Source organism: Micromonospora sp. NBC_00898 (assembly GCF_045207895.1).
GTDB lineage: Bacteria > Actinomycetota > Actinomycetes > Mycobacteriales > Micromonosporaceae > Micromonospora.
Genome location: NZ_CP108775.1, coordinates 4554435 through 4571981 on the forward strand (window position 1 = coordinate 4554435; position 17547 = coordinate 4571981).

The window sequence follows — 17547 nt, forward strand, 5'->3', positions numbered from 1 at the left end:
GCTCGGCCGCCGTCGATGGAGACGTGCCTCACTCGCGAAGCGGCGCAGCTTACCAAAATGGGTACATCATGGTCGGGGTGTCCCGGTTCACTAGCGGGAACGGGTACCCGAGCTTCCGCGTCAGTAGGGGACGATGGCACCCGGGGACCACGACTGTGAGGGAATCATGCGACCTAGCCAGGACGAGCTGATCCGGCGCGGGGCCGCCCGGCGCGGCGGGCGACGCCGCGGGTTTGCGGCGGCGGTGCTCGCCGCCGCCCTGGCCCTGACCTCCGCCTGCACGAGCGGCGGCGGCGACAAGCCGTCGAGCTGGCAGGGCGGCGGGGAGAGCAAGCCGAAGGCGGCGGCCACCATCACCGAGCCGCAGGCCGACGCGGCCGACGTGCCGGCCTCCACCGGCATCACCTTCACCACCAAGGACGCCCAGGAGACCAGCGTCGAGCTGAAGGACTCGGCCGGCAAGACGGTCGAGGGCGAGCTCGCCGCCGACGGGAAGAGCTGGCTCCCCGACGGCGCCCTGGAGTACGGCGAGAAGTACACGGCGACGGTGACCGCGACCGGTGACGACGGCAAGCCCGCCACCGCGACCAGCAGTTTCACCACGATGGCCAAGCCCGCCCAGCAGATCCGGGTGAGCAGCTTCCTCGGCGACAACCAGGTGGTGGGCGTGGGGATGCCGCTGATCATCCGGTTCAGCCGGGCCATCCCGGAGGACTACCGGGACGACGTCCAGCGCCGGATGACGGTGACCGCCAAGCCCGCCCAGGAGGGCGTCTGGCACTGGGTCAGCCCCACCGAGGTCCGCTACCGGCCGAAGACGTTCTGGCAGGCCAACACCACGGTGTCGTACCGGGTGCAGGCGGGCGGCCTGCCGCTGGGTGACGGCTGGTACGGGCGGTCCGACCTCACCGTCGACGTCAAGATCGGTCCGTCGTTCGTGATGACGGTCGACAACCGCACCAAGCGGATGACGGTCACCAAGGACGGCAAGGTGATCAAGACCATCCTGGTCAGCCTGGGCAAGAAGACCACCCCGTCGTCCAGCGGCACCATGGTGGTGATCGAGAAGCTCCGCAAGACGGTCTTCGACACCATGGAGGAGCTGGGCCCCGACGAGGGTTACCGCACGAAGATCGACTTTGCCCAGCGGCTGACCTGGGGTGGCGAGTTCATCCACGCGGCCCCCTGGTCCGAGGGGCAGCAGGGCTCGGTGAACGTCTCGCACGGCTGCGTGAACGTGTCGATGGCCGACGGCGCCTGGCTCTTCACCAACACCCGGATCGGCGACCCGATCACCGTCAAGGGCACCGAGCGGCAGCTGCAGAACGGCAACGGCTGGACCGACTGGAACCTCAGCTGGGACGAGTACGTCAAGGGCAGTGCCCTGCCGTACGAGCCGCCGGCGCAGCCCGGCGACGAGGCCAGCGAGGAGCCGAGCACCGAGCCGACGCCCTGAGCGAGCCCGCCCCGAGCGAGCACGGAGCTACCGGAGCCACCTTCCCCCGCCGGAGGGGGCTCCGCCGTTTCCGTGGAGCCGTTTCCGGGGACGCGGGGCAGGGAGAAAGCTCGCCGGTGCCCCGGGCAGGGCGGACGGGGAGGCGCTGCAACGACGGAAGCCCCCTCCCGAGGGAGGGGGCTTCCGGATCCGGGTGACTGATGGGAATTGAACCCACGACAACCGGGACCACAACCCGGTGCTCTGCCAACTGAGCTACAGCCACCATGCTCTCCGCGCCGGTCGACCCGGGCGGGGCGCGGACTAATAATAGCCACACCCCTGCCGGCCGCGTCCAGCGGGTTCCGGCCAGCACGCCGGAAGCGACCCGCATGTCGTACCGCCGGGGCGGGACGGCCGAGGCGCGCCGGCCGCGGACCGGTCAGAGCTGGGCCGCGATGGCCTTGGCGCTCTCCACGTCCGGCCCCGGCAGCGGCACGAAGATCGTCTGCCGGTAGTACTCCAGCTCGCGGATGCTCTCCCGGATGTCGGCGAGGGCCCGGTGCGCCAGCCCCTTCTGCGGCTGCCCGAAGTACACCCGGGGGTACCAGCGCCGGCAGAGCTCCTTGATCGAGGAGACGTCGATCATGCGGTAGTGCAGGTGCGCGTCGAGGCGCCGCATGTCCCGGGCGATGAAGCCCCGATCGGTGGCGATCGAGTTGCCGCACAGCGGCGCGCTGCGTACGTCCTTGACGTGCGTGGTGACGTAGTCGAGCACCATGTCCTCGGCCTCGGCCAGGGTGACCGTGGAGCGCCGGACCTCCTCGGTCAGCCCGGACTTGGCGTGCATGGTGCGGACGATCTCCGGCATCCCCTCCAGCGCCGCCTCGTCGGCGTGGATGACCACGTCGACACCCTCACCCAGCACATTGAGGTCGGGGTCGGTGACGAGCGCGGCGACCTCGATCAGCGCGTCGCGCCCGAGGTCCAACCCGGTCATCTCACAGTCGATCCAGACGAGAAGATCAGCCACCGGACCAGACTACGCGCAGCCCACCTGCCCGCGCCTCGCGCACCGTCGCCGGAGCGGACCGCTGGTGCGGTGTCCGCCAACGTCGGCAGGACCGGTCGGGGTTGAGGAAGGTGCGGCCCGCCCCACCAACCGGTGGCAAGTCGCTCGCCCAACAGGCGAGGATCCGCGACACCTACCGGACACCCGGTGAACGTCAGTGGAAACCGCACTAGGGTTTCTGCGTGCCAGCCGAACCCGTCGCACCGCCCGCCGTCACCGAGGATGACCCGGGCGGTCGTACGGTCCGCCGGCTCGTCACGGTGGTCGCGCTCGCGGCGGTGCTGCCGGCGCTGTACCTGCCGGGGCTGGTGCACGACTTCTTCGACCTGAAGATCTACATGCGGGCGATGGACTGGTGGGCCGCCGGTCATCCGCTCTACGACTACGTCCAGCCGGACCGGGTGCAGGGCGAGCTCTACTTCACCTATCCGCCGTTCAGCGCGCTGCTGCTGCGGCCGTTCGCGCTGCTGCCGCTCGGCGCCACGGTGGCGATCTTCACGCTCCTCACCGTGATCGGGGTGGTGGTGACGACGCGCTGGCTGGTGGTCCCGGTCGCGGCGCGGCACGACCTGCCCCGGCTGTTCACCGTGACGGTCGCCGTCCTGCTGGTCTTCGCGGTGGAGAGCACCCGGGAGACGCTCACCTTCGGGCAGATCAACATGCTGCTGGTGGTGCTGATCCTGGCCGACCTGCTGTTCGCCGTACCGCAGGGGCGGCGCTGGGCGGGCGTGGGCGTGGGGCTGGCGACGGCGCTCAAGCTCTTCCCGGGCATCTTCATCCTCTACCTGCTGGCCGCCCGGCGCTGGCGGGCGGCGGCCGTGGCGGCCGCGACCGCGGCGCTGGCCACCCTGCTGTCGGCGGCGGCCGCGCCGGCCGACTCGTGGCGGTTCTGGACCCACGAGCTCTGGGCGACCGACCGGGTGGGGCGCACCGACTACACCGGCAACCAGTCGCTGTTCGGCCTGCTCAGTCGGATCACCGCGCCGGAGAAGCCGAGCCAGCTCCCCTGGCTGCTGCTGGTCGTCGTGGTCACCGGCTACGGGCTGTGGCGGGCCGCCCGGGCCGCCCGGGCCGGTGACGCGCTCGCCGGCCTGACCCTGACCGGGCTGGTCGGTGGGCTGGTCAGCCCGATCACCTGGACGCACCACCTGTACTGGTTCATCCCGGCGGTGGTGGTGCTGGTCGACGCCGCGCTGAGCACCGACCGGGGCGCCGCCGAGGGGGTCCGGCGGCGCCGCTGGCTGTGGACGCTCGCGGTCGGCACCGCCTTCGTGATCATCTACGGGGTGGTGTCCTTCCAGGACTGGGGCGTCGCCCCGGCGCGGACGGACAGCCTCGGCGAGTTCGTCGCCCGCAACGCGTACGTGCTGCTCAGCCTGCTGTTGCTGGCGGCGCTGCCGGCCCGGCCCGGGCGTCGGTCCGCCGGGTCGCCGGCCACACCCTGAAACTTGCACCAAATGGACAGATGTCCCGACCGGCTGCGTTCGGCGTTAATCTGGTCCCAACTACCTCAAGTTCCTCACAGGTAGCACCGATCCCCCGGTGACGGTGGCCCTCCGCGTCGGCAGCGCGGAGGGCCACCGGTCGTTCCGGCCGCCGTCAGTCGTCGGCGCCGGGAGCCTCCGGCCGGGCCGGGCCGTCCACCGGGACGGGGCGGGCCGTGCCCTCGGGCGTCTCCGGTGGCCACGACCAGGTGGTCGTCGTCCCCGGGCTCACGGGCAGGTCGGCGAGGGTCTCCGCCCGCCGGCTGGGGACCGGGCCGATCGCGGCCCGGGAGCGCCCCGCCGGGGTCGAGCCGACCGAGACCAGTTGCCGGTCGGCCAACGGCGGTCGCGCCGCGGGGGTCTTCTGCGCGCCCAGGCCGCTCAGCGAGGTCACACCCAGCCGGCCGGCGAGCACCGGAACCTGGTCCGGCTCGACCACGAAGACCACCTCGCGGGGGCGGATCGGGCGCAGCAACAGCGCCACGGCCAGCACCACCAGCAGGATGCCGGCGGCGAGCAGCCCCCACGCCGCGGCCGGGAACCACCCCGCGCGCAGCTCGGCGCGCAGGTCGAGGGCGAGGTCGGCCCGGCCGTCGGGGCGCATCACCACCAGGCTCAGCGACTGGCCGGCCAGGTCGCCGGGGGTCCACTCCAGCGCGCCGATTCCTTCGCGTACCCAGAAGTCCTGGCCGAGCGGGACGGCGGCGACGGTACCGTCGACGGCCGGTCCGGCCGGGTCGAGCCGGACCGGCAGCGGCCCTCGGGCCAACGCGACCCGCCGGACGGTGGCGTGCGGGACGGGGGCGAGCCAGCGCCGCACCTGGTCGCTGGGGGCCAGGCCGAGGAAGGCCGGGCCGTCGGCGGTCCGGGCGGTCAACCGGAGCCGCGCCTGCCCGGTCCGGGCGAACGGCGCCTCGGCGCGCAGCAGAGCGTCCACGTCGGTGACCACGACCGCCTGGCCCGGGGTGCGGGCCGTCTCGAAGCGGGCGCCGAAACCGCCGTCGGGGTCGGCGTGCCGGGCGGCGGTCCACAGGCCGCCGCCGGCCAGCAGCGCCGGAATCCCCATGGTCAACAGCAGCATGCCGGCGATCGTTCGCACGAACCGCATTCGCGTCGTCCCCCTCGGTAGCCAACTTCCCGGCCGACCTTACCGACGCGAACCACACAATCACCGGATATCCACGGCAAGCATCCCAAGGACCGCAGAAAGCTCGGTGGCCCGCCGGAAGATCCGACGGGCCACCGACAACGACGCAGCTCAGGACTTCGGCGTGGGCTGCCGCCGGGTCCGCAGGAAGGCCAGGCCGCCCAGGATCAGGCCGGCCAGACCGGCGACCAGACCGGCGATGCCGAACGCGGTGCCGGCGCCGTCGGAGTCGTCGTCGGAGTCGTCGTTGCCGGCCGGGGCGGCCGCGCCCGCGCTCCCGCTCGGCGCGGCGGACGGCGAGGCGGCGGTCAGGGTGAGCACCGGAGCCGGGTTCTCCGGTTCCTCCCCGCCCGGCGTCGGCTCCTCGATCCAGCGGGAGATGTTGCCGTCCGAGTAGGTCTGGAGCACCTTGAACACCATCCGGTCGACCTGCGGCAGCGGGCCCATCGAGACCGGGAACTCCTGGAACTCGCCCGGCTTGACCCCAGCGTTCGCGGCGGCCGTCCAGGTCAGCTTGGACACCGCCTCGGTGAGCTGGCTGCCGTGCACGTCGATCGGCGGGTCGACCTTGCGCTTCTCCACCGCCACCGTCCAGCCCGGCACCGGCATGGTGGACACCGAGCCGACCGGGGCGTTCTCCGGCAGCACCACCTCGACCTTGGTGGTCGAGGCGGTGTCGCTCTCGTTCGGCACCCGGAACGCGAACCGGCCGTAGCCGCCCTGGGTCGCCTCCGTCGGGTTGACCGTGACGTGCGCCGAGGCGGGCCCGGCCAGGCCGAACACGGCGGTGGCGACGGCGGTGAGCGCGAGCGCGGCGGCGGTTGCGGGACGCCGGAGACGGATCATGTGTCTGCGAGCCTTCCGTTACTTGATCGGCACGGTGACGGTCACCGTGGCCTGGTCGATGTCGGTCGTACGGACGGTGAGGCGGAGCTGCCACTCCCCCGCGGCGGGGAAGTTGATCTCCCCGGTCGCGTGGTTGTCGGTCAGCGGCAGCAGCGGGATCTCGATCGGCTCGATCCCCGCCGACGGCAGGGCGGCGGTCGCCTTCCACTCCTGCACCGGCTGCGGCCGGTTGTCCTTCGTGTACGCGTAGAGGTGTACGGAGTTGTTGCCCCGCTCGGCCGGGTCCAGCTCCACCTGGACCGAGGCGACCGGGCTGGACAGGGTGGTGGAGAAGTAGCCGGTGGGCGTACCGGCCACGTCGGTGGCGGCGGTCCGGGCCGGGGTGGTCTGCACGAGGGTCGCCGAGACGCCGAGCACCACCGCCGTGATCGCCAGCTCCACCCAGATCGCCCGGCGCATCCGCCCCGGACGCTGCGCCGCGGTCCGCCGCCGCACCAGCGACCGGGAGTACGCCGCCACCCCGACCACCAGCGCGAACAGCACGATCTTGGCGAGCAGCAGCCGCCCGTACGTGGTGTCCACCAGGGCCTTCGGGGTGGCCACCTCGATCAGCCCCTGCACGGTGCCCGCAAGCAGCAGCGCCGCCACGGCGAGGGCCGCCCAGCGGGACCAGATCGGCAGGATCGCCTCCAGCTCGCGCTCGTCGGCCCGGGGCAGCAGGAACACCGCGAGCATCACCAGGCCGCCCAGCCAGACCGCCATGCTGCCCAGGTGCACCGCGTCCACCACCACGGAGACGGCCGGCGCGGGCGAGGCGGCCGGGTGGCCGGCCAGCGGCCAGGTGAACAGCGCCGCCCCGCCGAGGATGGCCAGGATGATCCCGTCGGTCCGACCGATCGGCCCGGCGAAGAGCGGCCGGAGCAGGAAAGCCGCCGCGGCGAGCAGCCCCAGCCGGACCAGGTGGGCCGTGCCGAAGGCGCTGCCCAGCACGTCGCCGAGGCCCGAACCGGTCATGTCGAACAGCCCGCCACCCGCGGTGTACGGCACCTGCAACCACAGGTCGGCGAGGGTGGCCAGGACCAGCAGGCCCAGCCCCGCCCAGGCCAGCCGGGCCGGTCCGCGCCGGGGCAGCCGACGCGGCCAGAGCGCGGCCAGCACCAGCGCCGGGCCGACCAGCAGCAGCAGACCCGCGTAGCCGAGGTACTTCGCCACCTTCACGGCGGTCTCCACCACCGGGTCGGCGCGGTTGTCCGAGCCGGTGTCGACCGGCGGCGGCGACGGCGCGCCCACCGAGTAGGTGAACGCGCCGGAGACCGGGTGGCTGTCGGCGGAGATCACCCGGTAGCTCACCAGGTAGGTGCCCCGGGCGCCGGAGGGGTCGACCGGGATCGTCACCACCGCGCCGGTGAAGGACGGCTCACCCCGGTCGGCCCGCGAGCCGTCCGGCGCGATGACCCGGATCTTGCCGGGCACCTTGCGGACCCCCTCGCTGAACGTCAACGCCACCTCGGCCGGCGCGCTCGGCACCACCGCCGAGGCCGTCGGACTGGTGCTGACCAGCACGGCGTGGGCGCTCGCCGGGGTGGCCGGGGCGAGCAGCAGGGCGACGAGGGCGACCAACAGACCGGCGGCGGCACCCAGCCGGGCGGCCCATCGACGGTCGGCGACGGCCACGGGCCGGCGGCGTACGGCAGCAGTCATGACCATCATGCTCGCCGACCGGACCCGTGCGCGGCGACCCGCCCTCACCCGCGCCCCGGCGCCAGCGCGGTGGGCAGCCGGCGCGGCGGCTCCCCGCTGACCCGGCCCAACGCCCAGAGCAGGCCCGCCTGCACCACGGCGGCCAGGTGGCCCAGCTCGTGCACCAGCGCGGTGCTCGACCGGGCGATGTCCACCGCGCTGGTGCCGGCCAGGCAGACCGCCAGCACCAGCGCCACCGGCAGGAACGCCCGGGCCCGCTCCGGCCGCCAGGCGGCCAGCGCGAAGCCGACCGCGAGCGCCGCGTCGAAGGAGGCCATCTCCCGGCTGGTGTGCGGGTCGGCCTCGACGCCGAAGCCGGCGAGCAGGATCGGAAGCGCGATGGCGAACTGCGCCACCGCCGCCACGGCCACGGCCACCCGCAGCACCTGCCGCCGGGCCCGCACGGTGACGGCGACGTCGTCCCGCGCCGCGGCCCGGTCCGCCGCCACCCCGGCCAGCACGGGGGCGGTCAGATCGGGTACGTCGACCGCCTGGAGCCGGGTGAGCCGGGTCACCCGCTCGGCCCGCGCCAGCCAGGAGCGGCAACCCGGGCAGGAGTCGGTGTGCGCCTCCAGCGCCGCCGCCGGCGCCTGCGGGTCCTCGCCGTCCAGCCGCGCCGACAGCGCCACGCGTACGTCGTCGCAGTTCATGAGCAGGTAGTCGGGGGCGGGGACGGAAAAGTTCCCGACGTGGGCCAGGCCATAGAAAGGGCCGAAGGGCCCTGCCCCACCCAGGTACGCCGCGTAACCTCGGGTGTCGTGATCCTCGCCCCGCGCGACACCACCGCCGCCCGCCACGAGGCGCGCGTCGAGGCCGCGCAGGACGGGGCGACGCGGTGGGCGCTGGCCGCCCGGGGCGGCGACCCCGTGGCGCAGGCCGCCTTCGTCCGGGCCACCCAGGCCGAGGTGTGGCGGTTCGCCGCCGCGCTGGTCGACGCGGAAAGCGCCGACGACCTCACCCAGGAGACGTACCTGCGGGCGTTCCGCGCGCTGCCCGGGTTCGAGGGCCGCTCCAGCGTGCGTACCTGGCTGCTGGGCATCGCCCGCCGGGCCTGCGCCGACCACCTGCGCACGGTGGTGCGCCGCCGCCGGCTCGACGAACGGCTCGCCGCGCACGCCCACACCGATCGGCCGTACCCGGATCCCGCCGGGCACCTCGGCGCCACCGACCTGGTCCGCCGGCTCCCCGCCGACCGACGCGAGGCGTTCGTGCTCACCCAACTGCTCGGCCTGTCGTACGCCGAGGCCGCCGCCGTGGCGGGGGTGCCGGTGGGCACCATCCGTTCCCGCGTCGCCCGGGCCCGCTGCGACCTGGTCGACGCCGTCGGCGACGCGCTCGCCGGGTGACGCGGAACTTTCCTCGGAGCCGGGACGACAAATGACCGTGACCGCACCGACTACCCGGCCCGCCCGCTGGCCCGCCGTCCGCCCCTGGCTCGGCACCGCCGCCCGGCTCGGGCTGGCCGCCGTCTGGCTGATCGCCGGTGGCGCGAAGGTCGGCGACCTGGCCGCCTCCGGCCGCGCCGTGAACGCCTACCAGGTCATGCCGTACGACCTGGCCACCGTGATCGGCGCCGCGCTGCCCTTCGTGGAGCTGGCGCTCGGCGTACTGCTGCTGATCGGGCTCGCCACCCGACTGGCCGCCGGGGTCTCCGCGGCGCTGCTGGTGGTCTTCATCACCGGCATCGCCTCGGCCTGGAGCCGCGGCCTGGCCATCGACTGCGGGTGCTTCGGCAGCGGCGGGCAGCTCGCCGCCGGCCGGGCCCCGAGCTACCTCCCGGAGATCCTCCGGGACCTGGGATTCCTGGCGCTGGCCGGATTCCTGCTGAGCTGGCCCCGCACCCCCGTCTCGGTGGACGGCGCTCTGGCGGGCGAACCTCCCGTGGAGGACGAGGATGAGTAGTCGCAAGGACCGCAAGGACGCGGCCCGGGTGGTCCGCGAGCAGATCGCCCGGGAGAAGCGGCGCAAGCGGACGCTCTGGACGTCGATCGGCGCGGTGCTGGTGCTGGTGATCGCCGGCCTGATCGGCTGGTCGGTCTACCGGAGCCAGAAGTCCGGCAGCTTCACCGCCCCGCCCGGCGCCAACCCGCCCGGCACCGGCATCGTCCTCGGCGAGGGACCGGTCACCATCGACCTGTACGAGGACTACCTCTGTCCAGTCTGCAAGCAGTTCCAGCAGACCAGCGGCGCGACGGTCAACCAGCTGATCAGCGAGGGTAAGGCGAAGGTGGTCTTCCACCCGGTGGCCTTCCTGAACCGCTTCTCCACCACGGAGTACTCGACCCGCTCGTCGGCCGCCGCCGGCTGCGCCGCCAAGGGCGGGAAGTTCAAGGAGTTCACCGACGCCCTCTTCGCGAAGCAGCCGGCCGAGGGCAGCGCCGGGCTCAGCAACGACGAGCTGATCGACATCGGGGCGGGCGTCGGGCTGAACCGCGATGACTTCGGCTCCTGCGTGAAGGACGGCACCTACAAGCCGTGGACCGAGCACGTGACCGACGACGCGAGCAAGGCCGGGGTCACCGGCACCCCGACCATCAAGGTCAACGGCAAGGACGTCGAGGACCGTTCCCCCGAGGGGATCACCGCGGCGGTGGCGGCGGCCGGCAAGTGATCCCCGTACCGCTCCGGCGGGCCGGGCTGGTCGTCACCGCCGCGCTCGCCGCCCTGCTCGCCCTGGCCGCGCCGGCCGCCGCGCACGGGGCGGACGCCCCCGACGGCACCGACTACCGGGCCCAGGTCACCGCGCTCATCCCCGCGCTGCCGGGGCTCACCGTCCGGGTCGTCGAGGCGGGCGCCCGGCTGGAACTGATCAACCGTACCGGCCGGGACATCGAGGTGCTCGGCTACTCCGGCGAGCCGTACCTGCGGGTCGGCCCGAACGGGGTGTACGAGAACAGCCGCTCCCCGGCCACGTACCTCAACCAGACCATCGCCGGCGACACCGACCTCTCGCCCGAGGCCGACCCGGCCGCCACCCCGGTGTGGCACCGGGTCACCAAGGGCCAGTCGACGCGCTGGCACGACCAGCGGGCGCGCTGGCTCGACTCGTCGCCGCCCGCCCAGGTGAGCGCCGACCCGGGCCGGCCGCAGCGGGTCCTGGACTGGATGGTCCCGCTGCGCGACGGCGACCGGACCGTCGAGGTTCGCGGCACCCTCGACTGGGTGCCCCCGCCGGACGCGTACCCCTGGTGGGTCGCCGCGACGCTCACCTTCCTCGCCGTCGCGGCGGCCGGGCTCGCGCCGGCCGGCACCGCCACCGGCGTACGGGCCCTGCGCGCGGTCGGCAGCCTGCTCGCCCTCGGCGGGCTGGCCGCGGTGACGTACACCGTCGGCCGGGAACTGGACGCCGGTGCCGACGGGCTCGGCGGGGTGCTGCTCGGGCTGATCAACGGTCAGGTCTGGATGCTGCTCACCGGGCTCGGCGCCATCGCCGCCGGCGGGTACGCGCTGGCCCGCCGGGAGGCCGCCGACTTCACGCTCGCCCTCGCCGGCGCCTGCCTGACGATCTTCGCCGGCCTCGCCAACATCGCCGTCTTCTCCCGCTCCGTCGTCCCGGTGGTGTGGCCGGCCGTCACGGCCCGGGTGCTCGTGCTGCTCAGCCTCGCCACCGGCGCCGGCGCACTCGGCGCCGGACTCCTCCGCCTGTACGCCGCCTCCCGCGCCGCCCGCCCAGCCCCGGTCAGGACTGGCGGGGGGTGAAGCCGTAGGGGAGTTCGAGGCGATGGCGGGCCAGCAGGGGCTCGTCGGCGAGGAGGTCGAGGGTGGGGGCGTCGGCGACGATGCGGCCGGCGTCGAGGATGACCGAGCGGTCGCAGAGCTCCGCGGCGTACGGCAGGTCGTGGGTGACCATCAGCAGGGTCACCGGGAGGCCGCGCAGGATCTCCGCCAACTCCCGCCGGGCGGCCGGGTCCAGGTTGGACGACGGCTCGTCGAGGACCAGGATCTCCGGGCGCATGGCGAGCACGGTGGCCACCGCCACCCGTCGGCGCTGGCCGAACGAGAGGTGGTGCGGGGCCCGGTCCCGGTGCTCGCTCATCCCCACCGCCGCCAGGGCCTCGTCGACCCGGGCGGCCAGGTCCGCCCCACGCAGGCCGAGGTTGGCCGGTCCGAAGGCGACGTCCTCGGCGACGGTCGGCAGGAAGAGCTGGTCGTCCGGGTCCTGGAAGACGATGCCCACCCGGCGCCGGATCTCGGCGAGGGTGTCCCGGTCCCGGCTGACCGTCAGGCCGCCGACGGTGACCGTCCCGTCGGTGGCGGTGAGGATGCCGTTGAGGTGCAGCACGAGGGTGGTCTTGCCGGCGCCGTTCGGCCCGAGCAGCGCCACCCGCTCGCCGCGCGGCACGGCCAGGTCCACCCCGTGCAGGGCGACGTGACCGTCCGGGTACGCGTACCGGACGCCGCGCACGTCCAGGGAGGGAGCGGTCTGCACGTACCCGATCATGTCAGCACGACCGCCGCGGCGGCGATCGCGGCGGCCGCCAGCGGCACCGTCGCGGCGGCCGCCCACTGGCCGGCGGTGGCGGCGCCGGCGCCCTGCCAGACCGCCGGCATCCGGCCCGAGTAGCCGCGCGACACCATGGCCAGGTAGACCCGCTCGCCGCGCTCGAAGGCACGCAGGAAGAGCGCGCCCACCCCGGCGGCGAAACCGCGCAGTTGCCAGAGGAACCGCGGGTCGTCGCCCCGGGACACCCGGGCCACCCGCATCCGCCGGGCCTCGCCGACCAGCACGTCCAGGTAGCGCAGCATGAAGGTGGCGATCTGGGTGAGGACCTGGGGGCAGCGCAGCCGGTCCAGGCCGACGATCAGGTCCCGCGTCGTCGTGGTCGCGGCGAGCAGGAGCGACGCCAGTACGCCCAGCGTCCCCTTGGCCAGGATGTTCCAGCCGCCCAGCAGCCCGTCGACGGAGAGGCTCAGCCCGGCCACCTCGACCCGCTCCCCCGTCCCGAGGAACGGCAGCGCGAACGCGAAGAGCACGAACGGCAACTCGATCAGGGCCCGGCCGAGCAGCCAGCGCGGGCCCACCCGGGCCAGCGCCGCCACGGCGGCGACCAGCAGGGCGTACCCGCCGAAGGCCCAGTACGCCTGGCGCGGCGTGGCGACCACGGCGACGGTGAACAGCACCATCGCGGCGATCTTCACCTCGGGTGGGAGGCGGTGCACCGGTGAGGTCGACTCCCGGTAGAGGACGTGCGTGTGCCCGGCACCCATCGCGACGTACCCCCTCAGCCGGCCGAGCCGACGCGGGCCGCGCCCTGACCGGCGTCGGCCGGCCCGGCGGGGTCGTTCTCGGCGCCGGATGCGGTGGGGTCGTTGCCGGTGGCGGGGCCGTTCTCGGCAGCGGAGGTGGCGGGGCCGTTCTCGGCAGCGGAGGTGGCGGGGCCGCGGCGGCGGGTCAGCCAGAAGAGGCCGCCGCCGAGGGCGAAGGTGAGCAGCACGCCGAGGATGCCGGAGAGGCCGGTGGAGAGGAACCGGTTGTCCACGCCCCGGATGCCGTAATTGGCCAGCGGGCTGTCGGCGAGCTCATGGTGCCTGGCCTGCTGGGCCGGGCAGCTACCGCCGGTGACCTCGCCGGCGGCGTTGACCGTGCAGCCCTTGAGCAGGGACGAGTCGAGCCCGTCCGGGTGCGACGAGGCGTAGTTGCTGACCACCCCGGCGAGCAGCAGGGCGACCAGCAGGCCACCGAGGAGGAAACCCCAGCTGCGCCTCCTCACCGGGCACCCCCGGCGACCGGCACGCGGGTGGCGGGCGCGGCCGGCTTCAGCGCGCGCAGCGCGTACACCAGGTCGGGGCGGACCTTGGCGACGGTGACCACCGTGGTGGCGGTGATCAGGCCCTCGCCGACGCCGATCAGCAGGTGGACGCCGGCCATTGTGCCGGCCAGGCCGGCGAGGTTGCCGCCCAGGTCGGTGGTGCCGCCCAGCCAGTACTGCAGGACGAAGCCCTGGCTGGCGATCACGACGCTGACCAGGCCCGACACGAACGCGGTCACCCCCAGCCCGGCCGGGGTACGCGGCAGCACCCGCAGCAGCAGCGCGATCAGCAGGTACGCCGCGGCGGTGCCGAGAATCGCCATGTTGGTGATGTTGAGGCCGAGCATGGCCACCCCGCCGTCGCCGAAGACCAGCGCCTGCACGACGAGGACCACGGCCACGCAGAGCGCACCCACCCACGGGCCGACCAGCAGCGCGGCGAGCGCGCCGCCGAGCAGGTGACCGCTCACCCCGGCGGTGAAGATCGGGAAGTTGAGCATCTGAACGGCGAAGATGAACGCGGCCACCAGGCCCGCCATCGGGGCCAGCCGGTCGTCCAGGTCGCGGCGGCCGCGCAGCACACACAGAGTGAGCACGGCGAGCGCGAAGGCGGCGAAGACCGCGGCGACGGGACCATCGATGATCCCGTTCGAGATGTGCATCGCCAGGGTTTCCACTCGACCTCCCGGGGCGCGGCGGGGCGGTTCCACACCGACGGACTCAGCTTATTTGCGCCGGCTCTTTGTTGCCAATGTCTTGCAACAAGCCATGGTGTTGATCACGACCGACGGCGCGTCACCACCGTCGGCGCCCCGCGCGACGGCGGTATCGTCTGCGCCATGACCGACCGCCTCAGCCCCGGCGACCCCGCCCCCGAGTTCACTCTCCGCACCGACACCGGCGGGACGCTCTCCCTGGCCGACCTGCGTGGCCGCAAGGTCATCGTGTACGCCTACCCGGCCGCCATGACCCCCGGCTGCACCAAGCAGGCCTGCGACTTCCGCGACTCGCTCGCCTCGCTCCAGGCCGCCGGCTACGAGGTGGTCGGCATCTCCCCCGACAAGCCGGAGAAGCTGGCCAAGTTCCGCGAGCGCGACGCGATCACCTTCCCACTGGTCGCCGACACCGACAGGGCCGTGCTGACCGCGTACGGCGCGTACGGCGAGAAGCAGCTGTACGGCAAGACGGTCACCGGCGTGATCCGCTCGACCTTCGTCGTCGACGAGGACGGAAAGATCGAGCGGGCGTTCTACAACGTCAAGGCCACCGGCCACGTCGCCAAGCTCCGCCGCGACCTCGGCCTCGACTGAGCCGCGGGCGGGACTGCACACCGTTTCCGCGGGACGCACTAAACTCATCGCGTCGGCGGGAGTGGCGGAACGGCAGACGCGCAGGCCTTAGGAGCCTGTGTCCGAGAGGACGTGGGGGTTCGAAACCCCCCTCCCGCACCATTGGTCATGTCATCGACGTCACGGTCGCGGCCGCACGGCCCGATCGTCCAGCAGGATGTCGCAGGTGAGCCTGCGTTTCGTTCTGGATCCCGATCTCACCCCTGCGCTGCGCGAGCAGATAGTCGACCTCTGGGTGGACGTCACCAACGCCGGCGGCGCGGTGGGCTTCGTCGCCCCGGTGACCGTGGCCGACGTCCGGCCCATGGCCGAGGCCACCTTCGCGGAGATCGCCGACGGTCCGGACCGGCTGCTGGTCGGCTATGAGGGCGACCGGCCGGTCAGCATCCTGATCATCTGTGACAACCGGTTCCACCTGAAGCGGCACTACCGGGTGCTCAAGCGGGTGATGGTGCACCCCGACACGCAGGGCCGGGGGTACGGTGCCGCGCTGATGCGCGAGGCCGAACGGCTCGGCCGGGAGCTGGGGCTCGAGGCGCTGCACGTGACCGTCCGGGGCGGCCTGGGCCTCGAGCCGTTCTACGACCGGCTGGGCTACCGGGAGGTGGGGCGGCTGCCCGGCGCGCTGCGGCTCGCACCCGGGGACGACCGGGACGAGGTCTTCATGTGGCTCGAGCTGGGCCGCGAGCCGGCCTGACGTCCCGAGTCCCCGGTCCCCGCCGTTGGATGAACCACAGCGGTCCTATGGAGCTGATGTCGTGGATGAATCGCCCGGGCCGGCAGAAGCCTGCGCGGTTATGGCAAGGCAGTCGCGGCACCACCCTGCGTCCGTCGTGACTCGTTGACGTCATCAGCTCCATAGCGTGCGAGCAGGACACCCGAGCGTCGTCCGCAGCGCGACCACGACATCCCGGCGGCCGTCCAGGCCTCGGCCGCCGCAGTGGGGGGCGGTCGGGTGTCCTGCTTCGGCCGGGGCGGCGCACGCGGGCTCCGCGCCGAAAGCTGAGACGCGCGCGGGCAGCCGTCACTCGAGCAGGGTGACCGGTTCGCCGACGGTGACCTCGCCGGGCCCCTCCGGGACCATGTGCAGCCCGAAGAGGAGCTTCTGCCCGATGTTGCGGTGCCGGGCGAGGGTGCGCAGCGGTTCCTTGCCGCGTACCCCGGTCTCCTGGTCGGTGGTGGTGACCACGCAGCGGTCGCACGGCCCGGCCGCGCGGAAGACGACCGAGCCGACGCGGAGCCGACGGCCGGCCCACCCGTCCTCCGCCCAGGCCGGGGCGCCCTCGACGACCAGGTTGGGGCGGAACCGGGCCATCGGCACCGGCGGCTCGCCCGCCTCGGCCAGCCAGCCGTTGAGCGCGTCGAGCGAGGCGCTGCTCGCCAGCAGCAGCGGGTACTCGTCGGCGAAGCTGACCTGGTCGCCGGTGTCGTGGTCGCGCTCGTCCGGGTTCATGTGCCGGGTCGGCCGGCCCAGCCAGACCAGCCGGACCGGGCGGCCGAGCAGTCCGCCGAGCCACTCGTCGGCGGCCGGCCCGGCGGGCAGCGCGGGCACGGGCAGCCGGCTGCGGAACACCCGCACCAGGGTGGGTTCCGCCCCGGCCGGCTCGGGCACGTCGAGGTCGGGGCGGTCCGGGGCGCGCAGCACCAGCCCGCCGTCGCGCGGGGTGGCGCGCAGGGTGACCAGTTCGGTGGCCTCCCGCTGGGTGACGCCGACGCCGTGCTCGTCGAGCACCATCCAGCGCCGGTCGCCGGCCAGGCCCCACGGTTCGACGCGGGCGCCGTCGTGGTCGAGGCGGTGGCAACCCTTGACCGGGTACGTGTGGACGGACGCGAATCTCACCAGGCCACCCCGATCCCGTCGCCCGGGTACCAGTGCCGGGCCGGTGTCTCCCGGTAGGCGAGGAAGCGCCGCCCGGTCCGCTCGGCGTGCTCGGCGAGCACGTTGGTGACGGTGACGTTGTCGGTGAGCAGCATCGCGTCGGGGGCGAGCTTCGCCTCCACCGCCTCGAACTCGCTCTTCTCGTGCACTCGGCTGTGGTCGCTGTCGTGCAGGAACAGGTCGACCGGGCGGTCCAGCGCGGACAGCGAGGCGACCGAGTCGCCGATCAGAAGGTCGACCACGTCGGCCCAGGGGGTGGCGCGGGCCAGGTAGCCGGCCTCCGGGTTGATGTCCAGCGAGGTGAGCCGGCCCGGGTGCCCCTCGGCGGTGTTGCGCAGCAGCGCGGCGGCGAGGACGCAACTGCCCAGCCCCTTGTCCACGCCGGTCTCCACGACGAGGGCGGGCCTGCGGGCGCGGACGATCGCGTACCAGCCGATCCGGCGGGCGTACCGGACCTGCCTGTCGGCCAGCCCGCGGCGGGACGCGGCGGCGGTGGCCCGCTCGATGTGCCCGCGCAGCTTCTCGTCGGTCTCGATCTCGTTGAGGTACGCCCGGACCTGCCTGACCGGCACGTCGCAGACGACGCTGACGAACCAGGCGAGGTGGTGCCGGCTCAGCGTGGTCAGCTCGTAGGTGTAGTTGTGGTGCTCCCGCGAGGTGACCAGCCAGCGGGCGGAGGTGCGCAGCACCTTGGCGTCGTGCCGGGCGACCCGGGCCAGCCGCTTCGGGAAGGCGGCGACCGGCGCCAACGGGGTACGGGCGATGGCCCGCCGGAGCTTCGTTGCGTCCACGGGAGCGTTCTACCAGGTAACCGGGGCGGCTGACGATGAAAGTTTCCATTCACC

At 73.6% G+C, this 17547-nt stretch carries 19 protein-coding genes and 2 tRNA genes; 9 read left to right on the forward strand and 12 right to left on the reverse strand.

Annotated features, from left to right (window positions below; genetic code table 11):
- Positions 1-166 precede the first annotated feature (166 nt).
- Positions 167-1456, forward strand: coding sequence for an Ig-like domain-containing protein (locus OG799_RS22115; RefSeq protein ID WP_406037076.1), 1290 nt, complete (start codon positions 167-169; stop codon positions 1454-1456).
- Positions 1457-1648: 192 nt separating this feature from the next.
- On the opposite strand, the gene OG799_RS22120 is transcribed toward OG799_RS22115, so the two are convergent.
- Together OG799_RS22120 and orn are read right to left on the reverse strand one after the other, a co-directional pair.
- Positions 1649-1721, reverse strand: a tRNA-His gene (locus OG799_RS22120).
- Positions 1722-1877: 156 nt separating this feature from the next.
- Positions 1878-2468, reverse strand: a complete 591-nt coding sequence (gene orn / locus OG799_RS22125) for an oligoribonuclease (protein WP_406037078.1) — start codon at positions 2466-2468, stop codon at positions 1878-1880.
- Positions 2469-2689: 221 nt separating this feature from the next.
- Between orn and OG799_RS22130 the strand changes: the two genes are divergently transcribed.
- Complete coding sequence (locus OG799_RS22130; protein ID WP_406037080.1) at positions 2690-3952, forward strand: glycosyltransferase 87 family protein; 1263 nt, start codon at positions 2690-2692, stop codon at positions 3950-3952.
- A 154-nt stretch (positions 3953-4106) separates the two neighbouring features.
- Here OG799_RS22130 and OG799_RS22135 read toward each other — a convergent pair whose 3' ends face one another.
- The 4 genes from OG799_RS22135 to OG799_RS22150 all read right to left on the reverse strand — a co-directional run bounded on the left by OG799_RS22135 (position 4107) and on the right by OG799_RS22150 (position 8374).
- Entirely contained in the window at positions 4107-5099 is a 993-nt protein-coding gene (locus tag OG799_RS22135) for a hypothetical protein (RefSeq protein ID WP_406037082.1), read from the reverse strand.
- 150 nt (positions 5100-5249) lie between these two features.
- The gene (locus tag OG799_RS22140) at positions 5250-5984 is read right to left on the reverse strand and encodes a YcnI family protein (protein ID WP_406037084.1); all 735 of its coding nucleotides are present in this window, start codon (positions 5982-5984) and stop codon (positions 5250-5252) included.
- Between the two features lie 18 nt (positions 5985-6002).
- On the reverse strand, positions 6003-7685 hold the full coding sequence (locus OG799_RS22145; RefSeq protein ID WP_406037086.1) for a copper resistance CopC/CopD family protein: 1683 nt from the start codon (positions 7683-7685) through the stop codon (positions 6003-6005).
- 44 nt (positions 7686-7729) lie between these two features.
- Positions 7730-8374 (reverse strand): zf-HC2 domain-containing protein, encoded by a 645-nt coding sequence (locus OG799_RS22150; protein WP_406037088.1) that lies wholly within the window; start codon positions 8372-8374, stop codon positions 7730-7732.
- Between the two features lie 108 nt (positions 8375-8482).
- Here OG799_RS22150 and OG799_RS22155 point away from each other — a divergent pair, with 108 nt between their 5' ends.
- Genes OG799_RS22155 through OG799_RS22170 form a run of 4 tightly spaced genes read left to right on the forward strand, consistent with a single transcriptional unit; the run spans position 8483 to position 11423 of the window.
- Positions 8483-9070 carry a sigma-70 family RNA polymerase sigma factor gene (locus tag OG799_RS22155; RefSeq protein WP_406037090.1) on the forward strand — a complete coding sequence of 196 codons (588 nt, stop codon included), beginning with the start codon at positions 8483-8485 and terminating at the stop codon, positions 9068-9070.
- 31 nt (positions 9071-9101) lie between these two features.
- Positions 9102-9626: a DoxX family protein gene (locus tag OG799_RS22160; RefSeq protein ID WP_406037092.1), complete on the forward strand. Its 525-nt coding sequence runs from the start codon at positions 9102-9104 to the stop codon at positions 9624-9626.
- The gene (locus tag OG799_RS22165; RefSeq protein ID WP_406037094.1) at positions 9619-10335 is read left to right on the forward strand and encodes a DsbA family protein; all 717 of its coding nucleotides are present in this window, start codon (positions 9619-9621) and stop codon (positions 10333-10335) included. The genes OG799_RS22160 and OG799_RS22165 overlap by 8 nt, the downstream gene beginning before the upstream one ends.
- Positions 10332-11423 (forward strand): hypothetical protein, encoded by a 1092-nt coding sequence (locus OG799_RS22170; RefSeq protein ID WP_406037096.1) that lies wholly within the window; start codon positions 10332-10334, stop codon positions 11421-11423. The genes OG799_RS22165 and OG799_RS22170 overlap by 4 nt, the downstream gene beginning before the upstream one ends.
- Here the strand turns inward: OG799_RS22170 and OG799_RS22175 are convergent.
- The 4 genes from OG799_RS22175 to OG799_RS22190 are packed head-to-tail and all read right to left on the reverse strand — an operon-like array spanning position 11404 to position 14151.
- Positions 11404-12165 carry an energy-coupling factor ABC transporter ATP-binding protein gene (locus OG799_RS22175; protein ID WP_406037098.1) on the reverse strand — a complete coding sequence of 254 codons (762 nt, stop codon included), beginning with the start codon at positions 12163-12165 and terminating at the stop codon, positions 11404-11406. The genes OG799_RS22170 and OG799_RS22175 overlap by 20 nt on opposite strands.
- Positions 12162-12932 (reverse strand): cobalt ECF transporter T component CbiQ, encoded by a 771-nt coding sequence (gene cbiQ / locus OG799_RS22180; protein WP_406037100.1) that lies wholly within the window; start codon positions 12930-12932, stop codon positions 12162-12164. The genes OG799_RS22175 and cbiQ overlap by 4 nt, the downstream gene beginning before the upstream one ends.
- Before the next feature lie 14 nt (positions 12933-12946).
- The gene (locus OG799_RS22185; RefSeq protein WP_406037102.1) at positions 12947-13435 is read right to left on the reverse strand and encodes a PDGLE domain-containing protein; all 489 of its coding nucleotides are present in this window, start codon (positions 13433-13435) and stop codon (positions 12947-12949) included.
- Positions 13432-14151: an energy-coupling factor ABC transporter permease gene (locus tag OG799_RS22190; RefSeq protein WP_406037104.1), complete on the reverse strand. Its 720-nt coding sequence runs from the start codon at positions 14149-14151 to the stop codon at positions 13432-13434. Before OG799_RS22190 ends, OG799_RS22185 begins: the two co-directional genes overlap by 4 nt.
- Before the next feature lie 162 nt (positions 14152-14313).
- Between OG799_RS22190 and bcp the strand changes: the two genes are divergently transcribed.
- The 3 genes from bcp (at position 14314) to OG799_RS22205 (ending at position 15520) form a co-directional block, all read left to right on the forward strand.
- The gene (bcp, locus tag OG799_RS22195; RefSeq protein WP_406037106.1) at positions 14314-14784 is read left to right on the forward strand and encodes a thioredoxin-dependent thiol peroxidase; all 471 of its coding nucleotides are present in this window, start codon (positions 14314-14316) and stop codon (positions 14782-14784) included.
- A 55-nt stretch (positions 14785-14839) separates the two neighbouring features.
- Positions 14840-14925 (forward strand) — tRNA-Leu (locus tag OG799_RS22200).
- A gap of 64 nt (positions 14926-14989) precedes the next feature.
- Complete coding sequence (locus OG799_RS22205; protein WP_406037108.1) at positions 14990-15520, forward strand: GNAT family N-acetyltransferase; 531 nt, start codon at positions 14990-14992, stop codon at positions 15518-15520.
- A 327-nt stretch (positions 15521-15847) separates the two neighbouring features.
- Here OG799_RS22205 and OG799_RS22210 read toward each other — a convergent pair whose 3' ends face one another.
- Positions 15848-16663: an MOSC domain-containing protein gene (locus tag OG799_RS22210; protein ID WP_406037110.1), complete on the reverse strand. Its 816-nt coding sequence runs from the start codon at positions 16661-16663 to the stop codon at positions 15848-15850.
- Positions 16660-17493 (reverse strand): class I SAM-dependent methyltransferase, encoded by an 834-nt coding sequence (locus OG799_RS22215; RefSeq protein ID WP_406037112.1) that lies wholly within the window; start codon positions 17491-17493, stop codon positions 16660-16662. The genes OG799_RS22210 and OG799_RS22215 overlap by 4 nt, the downstream gene beginning before the upstream one ends.
- Between the last annotated feature and the right edge of the window lie 54 nt (positions 17494-17547).